Annotated in this window: 15 protein-coding genes; 6 read left to right on the top strand and 9 right to left on the bottom strand. The window is 65.9% G+C overall.

Annotation, left to right across the window (positions count from 1 at the left end; genetic code table 11):
* The first annotated feature begins 8 nt into the window (after positions 1–8).
* The 3 genes from FQ775_RS22690 to FQ775_RS22700 are packed head-to-tail and all read left to right on the top strand — an operon-like array spanning position 9 to position 3,591.
* Positions 9–1,508 (top strand): TadA family conjugal transfer-associated ATPase, encoded by a 1,500-nt coding sequence (locus FQ775_RS22690; RefSeq protein ID WP_167813124.1) that lies wholly within the window; start codon positions 9–11, stop codon positions 1,506–1,508.
* Between the two features lie 21 nt (positions 1,509–1,529).
* Positions 1,530–2,543, top strand: a complete 1,014-nt coding sequence (locus FQ775_RS22695) for a type II secretion system F family protein (protein ID WP_146299887.1) — start codon at positions 1,530–1,532, stop codon at positions 2,541–2,543.
* Between the two features lie 28 nt (positions 2,544–2,571).
* Positions 2,572–3,591, top strand: coding sequence for a type II secretion system F family protein (locus FQ775_RS22700; RefSeq protein ID WP_146299886.1), 1,020 nt, complete (start codon positions 2,572–2,574; stop codon positions 3,589–3,591).
* A 74-nt stretch (positions 3,592–3,665) separates the two neighbouring features.
* Here FQ775_RS22700 and FQ775_RS22705 read toward each other — a convergent pair whose 3' ends face one another.
* Together FQ775_RS22705 and FQ775_RS22710 are read right to left on the bottom strand one after the other, a co-directional pair.
* Positions 3,666–4,133 carry a hypothetical protein gene (locus tag FQ775_RS22705; protein ID WP_146299885.1) on the bottom strand — a complete coding sequence of 156 codons (468 nt, stop codon included), beginning with the start codon at positions 4,131–4,133 and terminating at the stop codon, positions 3,666–3,668.
* Positions 4,134–4,253: 120 nt separating this feature from the next.
* Positions 4,254–5,075, bottom strand: a complete 822-nt coding sequence (locus tag FQ775_RS22710; RefSeq protein ID WP_146299884.1) for a tetratricopeptide repeat protein — start codon at positions 5,073–5,075, stop codon at positions 4,254–4,256.
* A 127-nt stretch (positions 5,076–5,202) separates the two neighbouring features.
* On the opposite strand from FQ775_RS22710, the gene FQ775_RS22715 reads away from it, so the two are divergent.
* The 3 genes from FQ775_RS22715 (at position 5,203) to FQ775_RS22725 (ending at position 7,859) form a co-directional block, all read left to right on the top strand.
* Positions 5,203–6,579 carry a leucyl aminopeptidase family protein gene (locus FQ775_RS22715; protein ID WP_146299883.1) on the top strand — a complete coding sequence of 459 codons (1,377 nt, stop codon included), beginning with the start codon at positions 5,203–5,205 and terminating at the stop codon, positions 6,577–6,579.
* 72 nt (positions 6,580–6,651) lie between these two features.
* The gene (locus tag FQ775_RS22720) at positions 6,652–7,002 is read left to right on the top strand and encodes a MarR family winged helix-turn-helix transcriptional regulator (protein ID WP_146299882.1); all 351 of its coding nucleotides are present in this window, start codon (positions 6,652–6,654) and stop codon (positions 7,000–7,002) included.
* Positions 6,999–7,859 (top strand): C40 family peptidase, encoded by an 861-nt coding sequence (locus FQ775_RS22725; protein ID WP_146299881.1) that lies wholly within the window; start codon positions 6,999–7,001, stop codon positions 7,857–7,859. The genes FQ775_RS22720 and FQ775_RS22725 overlap by 4 nt, the downstream gene beginning before the upstream one ends.
* A gap of 7 nt (positions 7,860–7,866) precedes the next feature.
* Here FQ775_RS22725 and FQ775_RS22730 read toward each other — a convergent pair whose 3' ends face one another.
* From FQ775_RS22730 to FQ775_RS22760, 7 genes are read right to left on the bottom strand one after another with little or no spacing between them, the layout of a single operon-like run.
* Positions 7,867–8,817 carry a 2-hydroxyacid dehydrogenase gene (locus FQ775_RS22730; protein WP_146299880.1) on the bottom strand — a complete coding sequence of 317 codons (951 nt, stop codon included), beginning with the start codon at positions 8,815–8,817 and terminating at the stop codon, positions 7,867–7,869.
* 32 nt (positions 8,818–8,849) lie between these two features.
* Positions 8,850–10,484: an ABC transporter ATP-binding protein gene (locus FQ775_RS22735; protein ID WP_146299879.1), complete on the bottom strand. Its 1,635-nt coding sequence runs from the start codon at positions 10,482–10,484 to the stop codon at positions 8,850–8,852.
* A complete protein-coding gene (locus FQ775_RS22740; RefSeq protein ID WP_146299878.1) occupies positions 10,481–10,864 on the bottom strand; it encodes a type II toxin-antitoxin system VapC family toxin in 384 nt (127 codons plus the stop codon). The genes FQ775_RS22735 and FQ775_RS22740 overlap by 4 nt, the downstream gene beginning before the upstream one ends.
* Positions 10,861–11,109, bottom strand: coding sequence for a type II toxin-antitoxin system VapB family antitoxin (locus FQ775_RS22745; protein WP_146299877.1), 249 nt, complete (start codon positions 11,107–11,109; stop codon positions 10,861–10,863). The genes FQ775_RS22740 and FQ775_RS22745 overlap by 4 nt, the downstream gene beginning before the upstream one ends.
* Before the next feature lie 48 nt (positions 11,110–11,157).
* Positions 11,158–12,309, bottom strand: coding sequence for an ABC transporter permease (locus FQ775_RS22750; RefSeq protein ID WP_146299876.1), 1,152 nt, complete (start codon positions 12,307–12,309; stop codon positions 11,158–11,160).
* Positions 12,309–13,406, bottom strand: coding sequence for a microcin C ABC transporter permease YejB (locus FQ775_RS22755; RefSeq protein ID WP_146299875.1), 1,098 nt, complete (start codon positions 13,404–13,406; stop codon positions 12,309–12,311). Before FQ775_RS22755 ends, FQ775_RS22750 begins: the two co-directional genes overlap by 1 nt.
* A 45-nt stretch (positions 13,407–13,451) precedes the next feature.
* Complete coding sequence (locus FQ775_RS22760) at positions 13,452–15,317, bottom strand: extracellular solute-binding protein (RefSeq protein WP_146299874.1); 1,866 nt, start codon at positions 15,315–15,317, stop codon at positions 13,452–13,454.

Raw genomic sequence — 15,317 nt, forward strand, 5'->3', positions numbered from 1 at the left:
CTTGGGACATGTTTGGACGAAGAGGTAGTGAAGGGCCAGGGAGTGTCGAGCCGCCACGTTCGGCGTCGTCGTCGGCCGTAGCCGAGGCGCCCGAACGTCCCAAGGCGCCTGCCGAGCCGAAGCCGAGCCAGGCCGCGCCTGCGCCCAGGCCGCAGGCGTCGCAGCCGCGCCGCGCGGAGCCGCCGTCCACGGTCAGCGCCGCCAGCCGTCCGCAGCGCGAAAAGAGCGAAGGCTATTACGACACCAAGAGCCAGGTCTTCTCGGCGCTGATCGACACCATCGACCTGTCGCAGCTTGCCAAGCTCGAGCCGGAGACGGCGCGCGAGGAAATCCGCGATATCGTCAACGACATCATCGCGATCAAGAATTTCGCCATGTCGATCTCCGAGCAGGAGGAACTGCTCGAAGACATCTGCAACGACGTCCTCGGCTACGGCCCGCTTGAGCCGCTTCTGGCGCGCGACGAGATCGCCGACATCATGGTCAATGGCGCCAAGCGGGTCTACATCGAGGTCGACGGCAAGGTCGAGGAAACGCCGGTGCGTTTCCGCGACAACCAGCAGCTTCTCAACATCTGCCAGCGCATCGTCAGCCAGGTCGGCCGCCGCGTCGACGAGGCGAGCCCGATCTGCGACGCGCGCCTGCCCGACGGCTCGCGTGTCAACGTCATCGCGCCTCCGCTCGCGATCGACGGCACCGCGCTCACCATCCGCAAGTTCAAGAAGGACAAGCTGACCCTCGATCAGCTGGTCAAGTTCGGCGCCATTTCGCCGGAAGGCGCCGAGGTTCTGAAGATCATCGGCCGGGTGCGCTGCAACGTCGTCATCTCCGGCGGTACCGGCTCGGGCAAGACGACGCTGCTCAACTGCCTGACCCAGTATATCGACCGCGAGGAACGCATCATCACCTGCGAGGACTCGGCCGAGCTCCAGCTGCAGCAGCCGCATGTGGTGCGGCTCGAGACGCGGCCGCCCAACCTCGAGGGCGAGGGCGAGATCACCATGCGCGACCTCGTCAAGAACTGCCTGCGCATGCGGCCCGAGCGCATCATCGTCGGCGAGGTGCGCGGCCCGGAGGTGTTCGACCTCCTGCAGGCCATGAACACCGGCCATGACGGCTCCATGGGCACCATCCACTCCAACTCGCCGCGCGAATGCCTCAACCGTATCGAATCGATGATCGCCATGGGCGGCTTCACGCTGCCGCAGCGCACCGTGCGCGAGATCATCGTCGGCTCGGTCGACGTCATCATCCAGGCGCAGCGCCTGCGCGACGGTTCGCGCCGCATCACCCACATCACCGAGGTGATCGGCATGGAGGGCGACGTGATCGTGACCCAGGATCTCGTCCTCTACAACATCAATGGCGAGGACCAGAACGGCCGCATTCTCGGCAACCACGTCTCGACCGGCGTCGGTCGCCCGGCATTCTGGGACCGCGCCCGCTACTACGGCGAGGAGGCGCGGCTGGCGAACTCGCTCGAGGCGATGGAAAAGCAGGTCGGATGATCGGCGTGGGGAGCTGAATCGATGTTCGGACTGGACACGACGGTGATCGCGATCATCCTGCTCGCCGGCCTCAGCGCCGGCGCGGTCGCCTATGCCTTCATGTTCAACACCATCGCCAACGAGCGCAAGGCCGGCCGCCGCCTCGACGAGGTCAAGAAGGCCGAGACCGACGCCAATGTCGTCAAGGCCTCGCGCGACCGGCTTGCCGAGGCGGCCAAGCGCCGGAAGTCGGTGCAGGATTCGCTGAAGGAGCTCGACGAGCGCCAGAAGGCCAAGGACACCCGCATGCGCAAGCCCCCGCTGAAGGGGCAGATCAAGCAGGCCGGGCTCAGCATGTCGGTGCAGACCTTCTACATCTATTCGGCCATCGCCGGCCTTTTCCTGGCCATCGCCACCTTCTTCGCCGGCGCCCCGATCTGGGCCGTGCCGGGGGCGCTCATCGCCGGCGCCATCGGCTTGCCGCGCTGGGTGCTGGCCTATTTCCGCAGCCGCCGGGTGAAGGCGTTCCTCGACGAGCTTCCCAACGCACTCGACATCATCGTGCGCTCCGTGAAATCCGGCCTTCCCATCAATGACGGCGTCAGGCTGATCGCCAACGAGGCCCAGGAGCCGGTACGCGGCGAGTTCCGCCGCATCGTCGAGGCCCAGCAGCTTGGCCTGTCCCTGCCCGAAGCCACCTTGCGCATGCCCGAGACCATGCCGTGCCCGGAGGCCGGCTTTTTCGGCATCGTCATCCAGATCCAGAGCCAGGCCGGCGGCAACCTTTCCGAGGCGCTCGGCAACCTGTCGCGCGTGCTTCGCGACCGCAAGCGCATGAAGGCCAAGATCGGCGCGCTGTCGATGGAGGCCAAGGCATCCGCCGCCATCATCGGCGCGCTGCCCTTCATCGTCGCTTTCCTCGTCTACCTGACGAGCCCGAACTACATCATGCCGCTTTTCGTCACGAGCACCGGCCACATGGTCCTCGGCATCTCGCTCCTGTGGATGTCGGTCGGCATCTTCGTGATGAAGAAGATGATGAACTTCGACATATGACCGAAGAGCCGAACGCAAGGGCCGCCCGATGACCGACCAGATCGTCAAAGCGATACTCGAACCGTCCTTCCTGATCGGGCTGCTGGTCGCCATTGCCGTGTTCGCCACCGTCTTCACCGCCATGCCGGCGCTGGGCGGCAACGAACTCAAGGCTCGCATGAAGTCGGTTGCGCTCGAGCGCGACGAACTGCGCGCCAAGCAGCGTGCCCGCCTCGCAGCCGAGTCCGATCGCAAGCGCAAGGGCCTGCGCGAGCAGCAGGGCGGCGGCATGCGCGACGTCGTCGAGCGCCTCGACCTCAAGCGCGCGCTGGTCGACCAGGCCACGCTTGCCAAGCTGAAGGTCGCCGGCTTCCGCGGCGAAAACCCGCTGACCCGCTTCCTGTTCTTCAGGCTGGTGCTGCCTTTTGTCGGGCTGGTTCTCGGCCTGCTCTACGTCTTCGTTCTGGGCGGCCTGGCCGAGCAGCCGCTGCTGATCAAGATCTTCTTTGTGATCATCTGCGCCTATGGCGGGTTCTACGCGCCGATCATCTACATCAACAACCGCGCCACCAAGCGCAAGCAGTCGATCCAGACGGCCTGGCCGGACGCCCTCGACCTGATGCTGATCTGCGTGGAATCGGGTATGTCGATCGAGGCGGCCTTCCGCCGCGTCGCCGAGGAGATCGGCATCCAGTCGGTCGAACTGGCCGAGGAGCTGGTGCTCACCAATGCCGAGCTTTCCTTTCTGCAGGAACGCCGCCAGGCTTACGAGAACCTGTCGAGCCGCACCGGGCTGGAATCGGTGAAGAGCGTCAGCCAGGCGCTGATCCAGGCGGAGCGCTACGGCACGCCGATCGCCCATGCCTTGCGTGTGCTCGCGCAGGAAAGCCGCGAGATGCGCATGAATGCGGCCGAGAAGAAGGCCGCGGCGCTGCCGCCGAAGCTGACCGTCCCGATGATCCTGTTCTTCCTGCCGGTTCTGTTCGCCGTCATTCTCGGCCCCGCGATCATGCAGTTCTCCCAGCAGGGCGTTTTCGGCGAGGCCAGCCAGTCCTCCGGCGACCAGTAGGCACACCGGCCCCACGAATAAGCGCCCGGCGGGCCACCGCGGGGCGCTTTCTTTCCTGAAGGTGTGGCGGTCGCTCAGCGATCGATGGCGATATAGCCCATATGTGTGCCCATGCCGGTATTGGCCCGCCGCAGCACCGGGCCTTCGCGGTAGCTGGGGCGCACCCGCACCGGCTTCGGCGCCTTGGGCGGGCTTTCCTTGATGCCCCACATCTTTTTGAAGCCCTTCCACGCCTTCTTCGACATGTCGCCCGGCTTGTAGCCGGTGTCGACGCCGAAGCACCAGGCGATGCAGGTAACGACCGTGGTCGAGACCTCGCCGACCGCCGTGCCGGCCGCCAGGCCGACCGAGGAGATGATCTTGGCGCGGGTCCGCGCTGGCGTGCCGATGACCTTCAGTTCGCGGCCCAGCTTCTGCACGCCGTCATTGGTTTCGCGGTTGAGGTTGGCGCCGTCGCGCGCGGCGGCGGGCGCCGCCATGGCCGTGGCAAGGCCGATCGCCAGCGTGATGGCGGTGAAAATCGAAAGCAGGTTCCTGAACATCTCGTATCCCTTCCTTGGTTGCGAACAAGCGTTGCAGTCACTTGGTCGCTGCAAGGGACGAAAAGGTTCAGATCTTTTTCGGCGTGGATTTCAACAGGGGCGGGAAGGGGAACACGGCGCTCAGTTCGCCGCCTTTTTCTTCCCTTCCTCGTCCTTCAGCTGGTTCCAGGCATTCTGCTGCGCCAGCATGGACCTCAGATAGGCGACGTTGGCTTCGGCCTGCGTCGTCGAAAGCTCTTGCCGCGCCAGCTTTTCCGCCTCCTCGAAGCGGCCTTGCAGGCCGACGACGAGGGCAAGGTTCTGCCGCACCCGGCTGTCCGCGTTGCGCTGCGCCACGGCCTTGCGAAGATAGGTTTCCGCCGTCCTGAGGTCGCCCTCCAGCACATAGGACATGCCGAGATTGGAAAGCACCGACGGCTCGTCCGGCTTCAGGTCGAGCGCCTTGCGGTAGAGCGTGCGGGCCTCGTTGGAATTGCCGAGCTGGTCGAGGATGGCGGCTTCCGCCGAAAACAGCTTCCAGTCCGGATATTCCGGTGTCTGGGCGCGGCGAATGGCATCGAGGGCCGTCTCGAACTCGCCGGCGGCGGCCAGCGACTTGCCGTAGGCGGCCAATACCGAACGTTCCTTGGGATGGGCGATGGCGAGCTTGCGCATCACCGCCAGCGACTGATCGGTCTTGCCGATCATCTGCAGGACGCTTGCATAGCGGGTCGCGATCGCCTTGTCGGTCGGCGCCTTGGCATAGGCGTCGCCCAGCGACACGGCGGCCCGTTCGAGCTCCTGTGCCGACATGTGTTCGACGGCGCGTCCGGAATCGCGGTTGATCGAGCCGGTCGTCATGCGCGAGTTGGCGCATCCGGCGAGGCTTGCGGCCAGCACCACCGCCAGTGCGGTCCCCAGCCAGCGCTTGCCGGTTGCGTTCGCATCGCGTTTGGTGAACATGCCTTGACTCCGTCTCGCGCGCCGGCTTCCAGGCCGGGCCGGCTAGCTCGAAGAAGTATTCCGTTAACCCTAACGGACGGTTAAGAAACGCCCGCTGCGAGGCCTTCGCGGCAACAGGAAAAAGCGCATGCCCGTCGAACTGATCTCCCGCAAGACCGCCAGCGCGCGGCCGGTCCATCTGGTGCGAAAAGGCGAGCTTGAGGCGGCAAGCCTCGACCCGCGGGTCCTCGAATGGGCCGGCGCGAACGGCTATTCGGCCGACGGCGGCAAGGTGCTGCTCTATCCCGACGACAAGGGCGGCGTGGCCGGCGCGCTGTTCGGCGTTCCGGAGGGCAGGGGCGGGTTTTCGTCGCTGGCGACCGGCCGGCTTGCCCGCGACCTGCCGGCCGGCGACTGGTATTTCGCCAACCCGCCACAGGACCCCGGCAGCGCGCTGACCGGCCTGCTGCTCGGCGCCTATCGCTTCACCGATTATGGCGGCAAGCCCGGGGCCGCGCTGCGCTTCGTGGTCCCCGCTGGCGCCGACCGGGCCCGCGTCGAGCGAGTCGTTGAGGGCGTCGCGCTGGCCCGCGACCTCGTCAACACGCCCGCCAACGACCTTGGCCCCGACGCGCTCGAAAAGGCGTTTCGCGATCTGGCTCGCCGCCACAAGGCAGCCGTGTCGGTCACCAAAGGCGACGCGCTCCTGAAGGCCGATTTCCCGATGATCCATGCGGTCGGCCGCGCGTCGTCCGAGGCGCCGCGCCTGCTCGACATGCGCTGGGGTCCGAAATCCGCACCGAAGGTCACGCTGGTCGGCAAGGGCGTTTGCTTCGACACCGGCGGCCTCGACATCAAGCCGGCCAGCGGTATGCGCAACATGAAGAAGGACATGGGCGGCGCCGCCAACGTCATGGGCCTTGCGTCCATGATCATGGCGGCTGGGCTGAAGCTGCGCCTGCGCGTTCTGGTCCCGGCTGTGGAAAACGCCATTGCCGGCAACGCCTTCCGTCCCGGCGACGTGCTGCCGAGCCGCAAGGGGCTCACGGTCGAGATCGGCAACACCGACGCAGAGGGGCGCCTTGTGCTTGCCGACGCGCTGGCGCTCGCCGACGAGGAGGCGCCGGAACTGCTGATCGACATGGCGACGCTGACCGGCGCGGCGCGCGTCGCGCTCGGCCCGGATCTGCCGCCCTTCTACGCCGACGACGACGCGCTGGCCGCCGGCATCGCGACCGCCGCTGACGCTGCCGATGACCCGCTCTGGCGCATGCCGCTCTGGGCGCCTTACGATGCCAACTTGTCCTCCAGGGTTGCCGATCTCTGCAACGTCACCACCGACGGCTTTGCGGGGTCGATTACTGCGGCGCTATTTCTGAAGCGTTTTGTCGAACGCGCCGCCGCCTGGGCCCATTTCGACATCTTTGCCTGGAACCCCTCCGACCGTCCGCACGGCCCGGCGGGCGGCGAGGCGCAGGGCATCCGCGCCCTGGAACGGCTTTTGTCCGAGCGTTACACCGGCTGAGCACTTGCCATTCAGCCGGTTTCGCGGTTGAATGATACGGAACCGTAACAAACCTTGCGAGGCAAGGCGAAAGTGTCTGTCGTCATGCGTCCGAGCCAGGCATTGCGGCTCTGGCAGCAGGTTGCGCTCGCCGAGGTGCGGGACGAGCAGCCCGATCTCAGCGTGCGCCAGACCGCGATCCTCCTGACCATCTATCTCGACCCGCCGCCGCACACCGTGCGCGGTCTGGCCGCCAAGCTTGCCGTCACCAAGCCGGTCATCACCCGCGCGCTCGATTCGATGGGGGCGCTGAAGCTGGTCAGCCGCCATCGCGACGAGGCCGACAAGCGCAACGTGCTGGTCAAACGCACGGTGGAAGGCGCTCTCTATGTCGAGCGGTTGGGCGACGTGATCATTGAAGCCGGACGGGAGTTGCCGCTGTGAGTGCGCTCGATCGCCGCCTGCACGCCTATCGGCCGGACCTCGCCGACGCCCGTCTTGAGGGCCGGGTCGAGGCCGCCCGCTTCGTCGCCGGCACGCCGATGCGCATTGGCGCGCCCGTCGCCGACATGCTCGCCCGCCCAGATCCTTCGTCGGGCGTCGAATCGCAGCTGCTTTTCGGTCTCGACGTCTCCGTCTTCGACCGAGGCGACGGTTTCGCCTGGGTCCAGGCGGCTGACGACGGTTATGTCGGTTACATCGATCAGCCCGCGCTTGCCACGCCGGCCGCAGACCCGACGCACCATGTCGTCGTCCCGCGCACCTTCGTCTATGGCGAGCCCGACATGAAGCGCCCGCGCCGCGTGGCGCTGTCGATGGGATCGCGGGTCGCGGTCATCGGCGAGGCGGAAACCCGTGGCACACGTTTCGCGCTCCTGTCCGACGGGGGCGCGATCGTCGCCTCTCACCTCGCGCCCCTAGATGTTTTCGAGGATGACTACGTTGCCGTAGCCGAGCGTTTCGCGACCACACCTTATCTGTGGGGCGGCACCTCGGCCTTCGGTTTCGACTGTTCCGGCCTTGTCCAGCTTGCCTTGCGCATGACCGGCCGTATCGTTCTGCGCGACACCGACATGCAGGCCGACACCATCGGCGAACGCATCGATCCGGGCCCGGAGATGGCGAATGTCCGGCGCGGCGACCTCGTTTTCTGGAAGGGCCACGTCGCCATCGTCGACGGCCCCGACTCCATCGTCCACGCCAGCGGCCATGCCATGGCCGTCACCCGCGAAAGCCTTTCCGCCGCGGTCGAGCGCATCGGCTATCTCTACGGCCGGCCGACTTGCGTTCGCCGTCCGTAGCGCGCGATCAGTAGCCCGCCTCGCGATCGACGAGATGCCTGAGCGGCTCGCCGCGGTCGCAGGCGTCCATCTGGTCGAGCATCGGCCCGGCCAGATGCGCCGCATCGGACGTCGCCGCCGCGTGCGGCGTGACGAATACCCGTTCATGACCCCAAAGCGGGCTCGGCTCCGGCAGCGGTTCGGTCTCGAACACGTCGAGGCTCGCTTCTTTCAGCGTGCCGTCGTCGAGCGCGCGCAGGATGTCGGCATCCTTCTGCAGGCCGCCGCGCCCGGCATTAATCAGCACCGCACCGCCGAGCGGGTTGTCGCGCCTGAGCTTCGTAAGCAGCCGGTGGTCGATGATGCCGCGCGTCGCCGGCGTCAGCGGCAAAATCACGACCAGAATGTCGGTCGCGGCCAGGAAGCCGTCGAGCCCGTCCTGCCCCCTGAACGTCGTCACGCCATCCATGCGGGTGCCCGAACGGCTCCAGCCGTTGACATGGAAGCCGAGCGCCAGCAGCGCCGTTGCCGCGGCCCTGCCCAGTTCGCCGAGCCCCATGATGCCGACGCTCACCGCGTCTGCCGCCGGCTGCGGCGCCTCGTGCCAGACCTTGCGCTTCTGCTGCGAGCGGTAGAGCGCGCCCTGGCGGTGATGGTCGAGCACCCTCCAGACGACATATTCGGTCATGTACTGGGTGAGGTTGTCGGCAACCACCCTGACGATCGGCACGTCGGGCAGGCCCGGATCGGCGAAGAGATGGTCGACGCCGGCGCCGATCGAGAAGATCGCCTTCAGGTTGGGCAGCGTCGCCAGCACGTTGGGGCGCTGTTTCCACACCACCGCGTAGTGGATCGTCGGGTCGGCGGCACCCTCCGGCTCCAGCACCACCGGCCGGCGCACGGCGAAAAGCTCGTACCAGCGGCGCGGGTCGAACCCGGTCACCGAAAGCAGGATGCGGCCCTTGTCGGTATCAGGCATGAGGCGGATGTGTCCGTTTGCGTGGGGTCCGGCTATTCGCTGACCACGCCGCTCGGTGCGGTGGCGATGTCGAATGCGGCGGCGATCAGGGCCTTGGTATAGTCGGTCCGCGGCCGCTCGAAAATCGCCTCGGCCGGCCCGGCCTCGACGATCTTGCCGTTGCGCATCACGATCACCTCGTTGGCGAGCGCCCGGATCACCTTCAGGTCGTGGCTGATGAACAGATAGGCGAGGTCGTAGCGTTTCTGCAGGTCGCGCAGCAGGTCGACCACCTGCGCCTGCACGCTCATGTCCAGCGCCGAGGTTGGCTCGTCCAGCATGACGAATTTCGGCTTCAGCACCATGGCCCGGGCGATCGCGATACGCTGGCGCTGGCCGCCGGAAAATTCGTGCGGGTAGCGGAAGCGCGTTTCCGGATCGAGCCCGACCTCGCGCAGCACGTCGACGACGCGTTCGTCGCGCTCCTCCGCCGACAGCCCCTTCTCGTGGATCGCCAGCCCTTCCTCGATGATTTCGGCGACCGACATGCGCGGGCTGAGCGACCCGTAGGGATCCTGGAACACGATCTGCATCTCGCGCCGCAGCGGGCGCATGTCCTTGAACGACAGCGCGTCGATGTCGCGCCCGCTGAAGCTGATCTTGCCTTCCGACGAGATCAGCCGGCTGAGCGCCAGACCCAGCGTCGTCTTGCCCGAGCCGGACTCGCCGACCACGCCGACGGTCTCGCCGGCGCGCACGGTGATGTCGATCCCGTCGACCGCCTTCACATGGTCGACCGTGCGGCGCAGGAACCCCTGCTTGATCGGGAACCAGACCTTCACGTCCTGCCCGCGCATCACCGCGTCCGAGGTGGTGTCGATCGCCGGCGGGTTGCCCTTGGGTTCCGCCGCCAGCAGATGCCTGGTGTAGTCGTGCTTGGGCGCCTCGAAGATCGCCCTGGTCGGGCCTTCCTCGACGATCTTGCCCTTGGTCATTACGCAGACCCGGTCGGCGATGCGGCGCACGATGCCGAGGTCGTGGGTGATGAACAGCATCGACATGCCGTTCTTCCTCTTCAGCCGGTCGAGCAGTTCGAGGATCTGCGCCTGCACGGTGACGTCGAGCGCCGTCGTCGGCTCGTCGGCGATCAACAGCTTCGGCTCGTTGGCCAGCGCCATGGCGATCATCACGCGTTGGCGCTGGCCGCCGGAAAGCTGGTGCGGATAGGCGCCGAGGCGCTTTTCCGGCTCCCTGATCCCGACCTCGTTCAGCAGTTCCAGCGTGCGGGTCCGGCCGGCTTTGTCGCGCATGCCCTGATGCAGCGACAGAACCTCGCCGATCTGCTGCTCGATCGTGTGCAGCGGGTTGAGCGAGGTCATCGGCTCCTGGAAGATCATGGTGATGCTGCTGCCGCGGATCTTGCGCAGTTGCTTCTCGCCGGTCGACAGCAGGTCGGCGCCCTCGAACATGATCTGGCCGGAGGGGTGGCTGGCGGCGGGGTAGGGCAGGAGCTTCAGGACCGACAGCGCCGTCACCGACTTGCCGGAGCCGGATTCGCCGACCAGCGCCACGGTCTCGCCCGGCCCGATGTCGAACGAGACATGGTCCACGGCAAGGTTCTCGCGCTCGTCCTGCGCGAAGGCGACCGAGAGGTCGCGCACCGAGATCAGGGGCGCTTTCTCCGTCAAAGTGCGGCCTCGACGTCGGTCTTGCGGAAGTCGTCGCCCTTGAACAGCAGCGGCTCGCCGCGCGCCTTGGCGAGTGCATAGGCGAAGCAGTCGCCGAGATTGAGCCTCGCTTCGTGGTTGCCCTTGCCGAAACGCGCGTAGGCCTGGCGCGCGAGATAGGTCTGGTCGGCGGTGACATCAGCGAGCCTGATGTTCGAGAGCGCCATGAGCTCGTCGACGGAAGCGACATCCTCGTCGCGCTTCATCAGTCTCATGCATGCTTCCAGGTAGTTCACGGGCGATATGGAATGTTCGCTTTCAGCGGCAAAGGCACGCATGAAGTCGGTCGCTTCCGGTTCCCGCACGAGGACCGCAAGGACGGCTGAAGCGTCGACGATCATATCGGCAGACCGCGATCGTCGTAGAGATCGGAGTGATCGCTGGTCAGCCCGGGCGGAGGCGCCGGCAAGGCATCGACGAACCGCTTGATCCGCTGGAACTTTGCTTCGACGTCCATGGAACGCTCAAGGCGAGCCAGCTTCTCCTCGAGTGCCACTTCCACGGCCGCCGTGACGGTCGTCCCGGTCTGCCGCGCAAGCCGCTTCGCCATCCGATGCGCTCGCTCGCTTTTTATGTTCATTCCCATTGCGGCCTCAGAGGTAGAGAAACGACATTTTATGCCACGGTCCAGACCTCACTTGAATGTCTTTCTCGGATCGAAGGCGTCGCGCGTCGCTTCCCCGATGAAGATCAGCAGCGACAGCATCAGCGAGATCACCACGAAGCCCGACATGCCGAGCCACGGCGCGGTGAGGTTCTGCTGGCCCTGGCGCAGCAATTCGCCCAGCGATGCCGAACCGGGCGGCAGGCCGAAGCCGAGGAAGTCGAGCGAGGTCAGCGTGGTGATCGAACCGTTGAGGATGAAGGGCAGGAAGGTCAGCGTCGCCACCATCGCATTGGGCAGGAGGTGGCGGAACATGATGGTGCGGTTGGGCACGCCGAGCGCCCGCGCCGCGTTGACATATTCGAAGTTGCGCGCGCGCAGGAACTCCGCCCGCACCACGCCCACGAAGCCCACCCATGAAAAGAGCAGCATGATGCCGAGCAGGATGAAGAAGCCCGGCGGCAGCACGGCGGCGATGATCAGGATCAGGTAGAGCACCGGGATCGACGCCCAGATCTCGATGAAGCGCTGGAACAGGAGGTCGGTCCAGCCGCCGAAATAGCCCTGCACGGCGCCCGCCGACACGCCGATGATCGCCGAGCAGAAGGTCAGCGCCAGCCCGAACAGCACCGATATGCGGAACCCGTAGATGACGCGCGCCAAAACGTCTCGGGTCTGGTCGTCGGTGCCCAGCCAGTTCCAGTTGCCGAGCGTGCAGCTCTGGTCCTCAGCCCCGTCGGGATAGCGCGCGCAGCGCGTCTCGCGGTCGTAGAGCCAGGACGGCTTGGCCGGCGCGGCTTCCGGAATCTCGTTGTTGACCGTGCGGTAGGAATAGCGGATCGGCGGCCAGATCAGCCAGCCATTGGCCTCGATCTCCTCGAAGATCACCGGGTCGCGGTAGTCGGTGACGGCCAGGAAGCCGCCGAATTTTTCCTCCGGATAGTCGATCAGCACCGGCAGCAGGATTTCGCCCTTGTAGGAGGCGATGATCGGCTTGTCGTTGGCGATGAACTCGGCAAGCAGCGACAGCACGAACAGCACCAGGAAGATCCACAGCGACCAGTAGCCGCGCCGGTTGGCCTTGAAGTTCTGCCAGCGGCGCTGGTTGAGCGGCGACAGCCAGCCACCCCGCCGGCCGGGCGGAATGGCGCGAGCCTCGGGCGAGGTGACGGCGCGTTGCATCACACGTCCCTCCGCTCGAAGTCGATGCGCGGATCGATCCAGGTGTAGACGAGGTCGGAAATGAGGCTGACGAACAGTCCGATCAGCGAGAAGATGTAGAGGTTGGCGAACACCACCGGGTAGTCGCGGTCAAGCACCGAGCGGAAGCCGAGCAGGCCGAGCCCGTCGAGCGAGAAGATGTTCTCGATCAGCAGCGAGCCGGTGAAGAAGGCCGAGATGAAGGCGGCCGGAAAGCCGGCGATGATGATCAGCATCGCGTTGCGGAAGACGTGGCCGTAAAGCACCTGGCGCTCCGTCAGCCCCTTGGCGCGCGCCGTGATCACATATTGCTTTCGGATCTCGTCCAGGAACGAGTTCTTGGTCAGGAGCGTGTTGGTCGCGAACGCCGACAGCACCATCGCCGTCAGCGGCAATGTCAGGTGCCAGAAATAGTCGAGAATGCGTTCCGGCCACGAGAGTTCATGCCAGTTGTCGGAAACGAGCCCGCGCAGCGGGAACCAGTCGTAGAACGATCCTCCGGCAAAAAGCACCATCAGCAGGATGGCGAACAGGAAGCCCGGAATGGCGTAGCCGATGATGACGATGCCGCTGGTCCAGATGTCGAAGGTGGACCCGTCCTTGACCGCCTTGCGGATGCCGAGCGGGATCGAGATCAGGTAGGAGATCAGCGTGATCCACAGCCCGAGCGACACCGAGACCGGCATCTTTTCCAGGATCAGGTCGAGCACCGAGATGTCGCGGAAGAAGCTCTCGCCGAAATCGAAGCGCGCATAGTCCCACAGCATCTTGAAGAAGCGCTCCAGCGGTGGCTTGTCGAAGCCGAACTGCACTTCCAGTTGCTTGATGAACTCCGGGTCCAGCCCCTGCGCGCCGCGATATTTCGACGAGAACTCGCCGCCGGCATCGAAGTCCTGATTGCCTGAATCTGCGCCGCCGCCCGAAATGCGGTCGGTCGCGTCGCCCTGGCCGGTGATGCGCGCGATCACCTGTTCGACCGGGCCGCCCGGTGCGAACTGGATCACGGTGAAGGAGACCGCCATGATGCCGAACAGCGTCGGGATCATCAGGAGCAGGCGTCTGAGGATATAGGCGCCCATTAGCCGCGGATCCCCACTGGCGGCATCGATCGCGCACAGTTTCGTCTATTCAATCGCCTTCGCCTTGTCAGGGTCGACCCACCACAATGTCTCGACCGGAAAGCCGTAATCGGGCTTCGGCTCCTTGAAGCCGAACATGTCCCAATAGGCGGCCCGGTGATTCGCCGCATGCCAATTTGGAATCCAGTCGCGCCGCGCGCGCAAGACCCGGTCGAGCGCCCGCATCGCCACGGTGAAGGATTGCCGGTCGGCGGCCCGTTCCGCGATGCCGATCAGAGCGTCGACGGCCGGGTCCGCCGTTCCCGGCAGGTTGCGCGAGCCGCTGAGGCCGGCCGAGCGCGAATGGAAATAATGCATCAGTTCGTCGCCGGTCGGCGTCGCGCTGAAGGAGGCGGCCAGCGCAATCATGTCGAAATCGAAATCGATCTGCCGCGCCTGGTATTGCGTCGCGTCGACCAGCCGCACCGACGCGTCGATGCCGATGGCGCGCATGTTGTCCACGAATGGCGAGTTCACGCGGACGAAGGACTGATCCCGCACCAGCATCTCGAGCGGCAGGCTCTGCCCGCTCGCATTGCGCACCAGTCCGCCCTCGCGTTTCCATCCCGCCTCGGCAAGCAGCTTGGCGGCGCGGCCGAGCAGCTTGCGGTCGCGGCCGCTGCCGTCGGAAACCGGCGCCGTCACCGCCTCGCCGAAAGCCTCGTCCGGGATCTGTCCGCGCAGCGGCTCCAGCAGCGCCAGTTCCTCAGCCGATGGCAGGCCGTCTGCCTTGTAGTCGGACCGCTCGAAGGTGGAGTCGGATCGCTCGTAGGAGCCATAGAAAAGGTTGCGTCTGGTCCATTCGAAGTCGAAACACAGGCCGACCGCCTCGCGCACCCGCGGGTCGCGGAAACGCTCGCGCCGCTGGTTGAGCGCCCAGGCCTGCATGGACGGCCTCAGTTCGGACGAAAACTCGCGCTTGATCACCTTGCCTTCGTTGAGCGCCGGGAAATCGTAGCCGGTCGCCCACACCCGCGATGTGAATTCCTGCCTATAGCGCACTTCTCCCTTCTTGAAGGCCTCGAAGGCGGCCTGCCGCTGCATGTAGAACTCGATACGGATGCGGCCGAAATGGCCGAGCCCGCGATTGACCGGCAGGTCGCGGCCCCAATAATCCTCCACCCGCTCATACTCGATCCAGCGGCCGGGCTCGAAGCGTCCCACCTTGTAGGCGCCCGAGCCCAGTGGCGGCCTCAGTTCGGAGCTGTCGAACGGGTTGGCCTCGTAGAAGGCCTTGGAGAGAATGGGGAAGACGGAAGTCGACAGGATCGTGCGGTCCGACTGTTCGCCGGAAAAGCCGAGCCGGAAGGTGTGGTCGTCCAGCGCCACCGCTTCCGTCATGTGGGTGAGCGGCAGTTGCAGGCTCGGATGGCCCTTGTCCTTGAATAGATTGTAGGTGAACGCGACGTCGTGCGCCGTCAGCTTCGTGTCGTCGTGGAAGCGCGCCTCGGGCCGCAGCGCGAAGATGAAGCTGTTGCGATCCTCCGATATCGTCACGCCTTCCGCGACAAGTCCGTAGATCGCGTCCGGCTCGTCGAGCGCCCGCGTCATCAGCGCATCGAAGCAGAGCTCCATGCGCGGCGGCGCGTCGCCGCGCGCCACGAAGCTGTTCAGCGTGTTGAAGGTGAGGACGTTCTGGTTGAAGCCCCAGTTCGGCGGCGCGAAATTGAAGGTGCCGCCGGTCGGGGCGTCCGGGGTCGCATAGTCGAAATGCGAAAAGCCCGCCGCGTATTTGAGCTCGCCGAAAGCGGAAAGTCCGTGCAGCGCCTGGCCGGTCGGGTTCTCCGCCAGGGCCGGCCCGGGCAGCAGCGGTGCCACCAGCCCGGCGCCGGCGAGCGTCAGGAATTCCCGGCGTTCGAGGGGCGCTGCCAT

Source organism: Nitratireductor mangrovi (genome assembly GCF_007922615.2).
GTDB lineage: Bacteria > Pseudomonadota > Alphaproteobacteria > Rhizobiales > Rhizobiaceae > Mangrovimarina > Mangrovimarina mangrovi.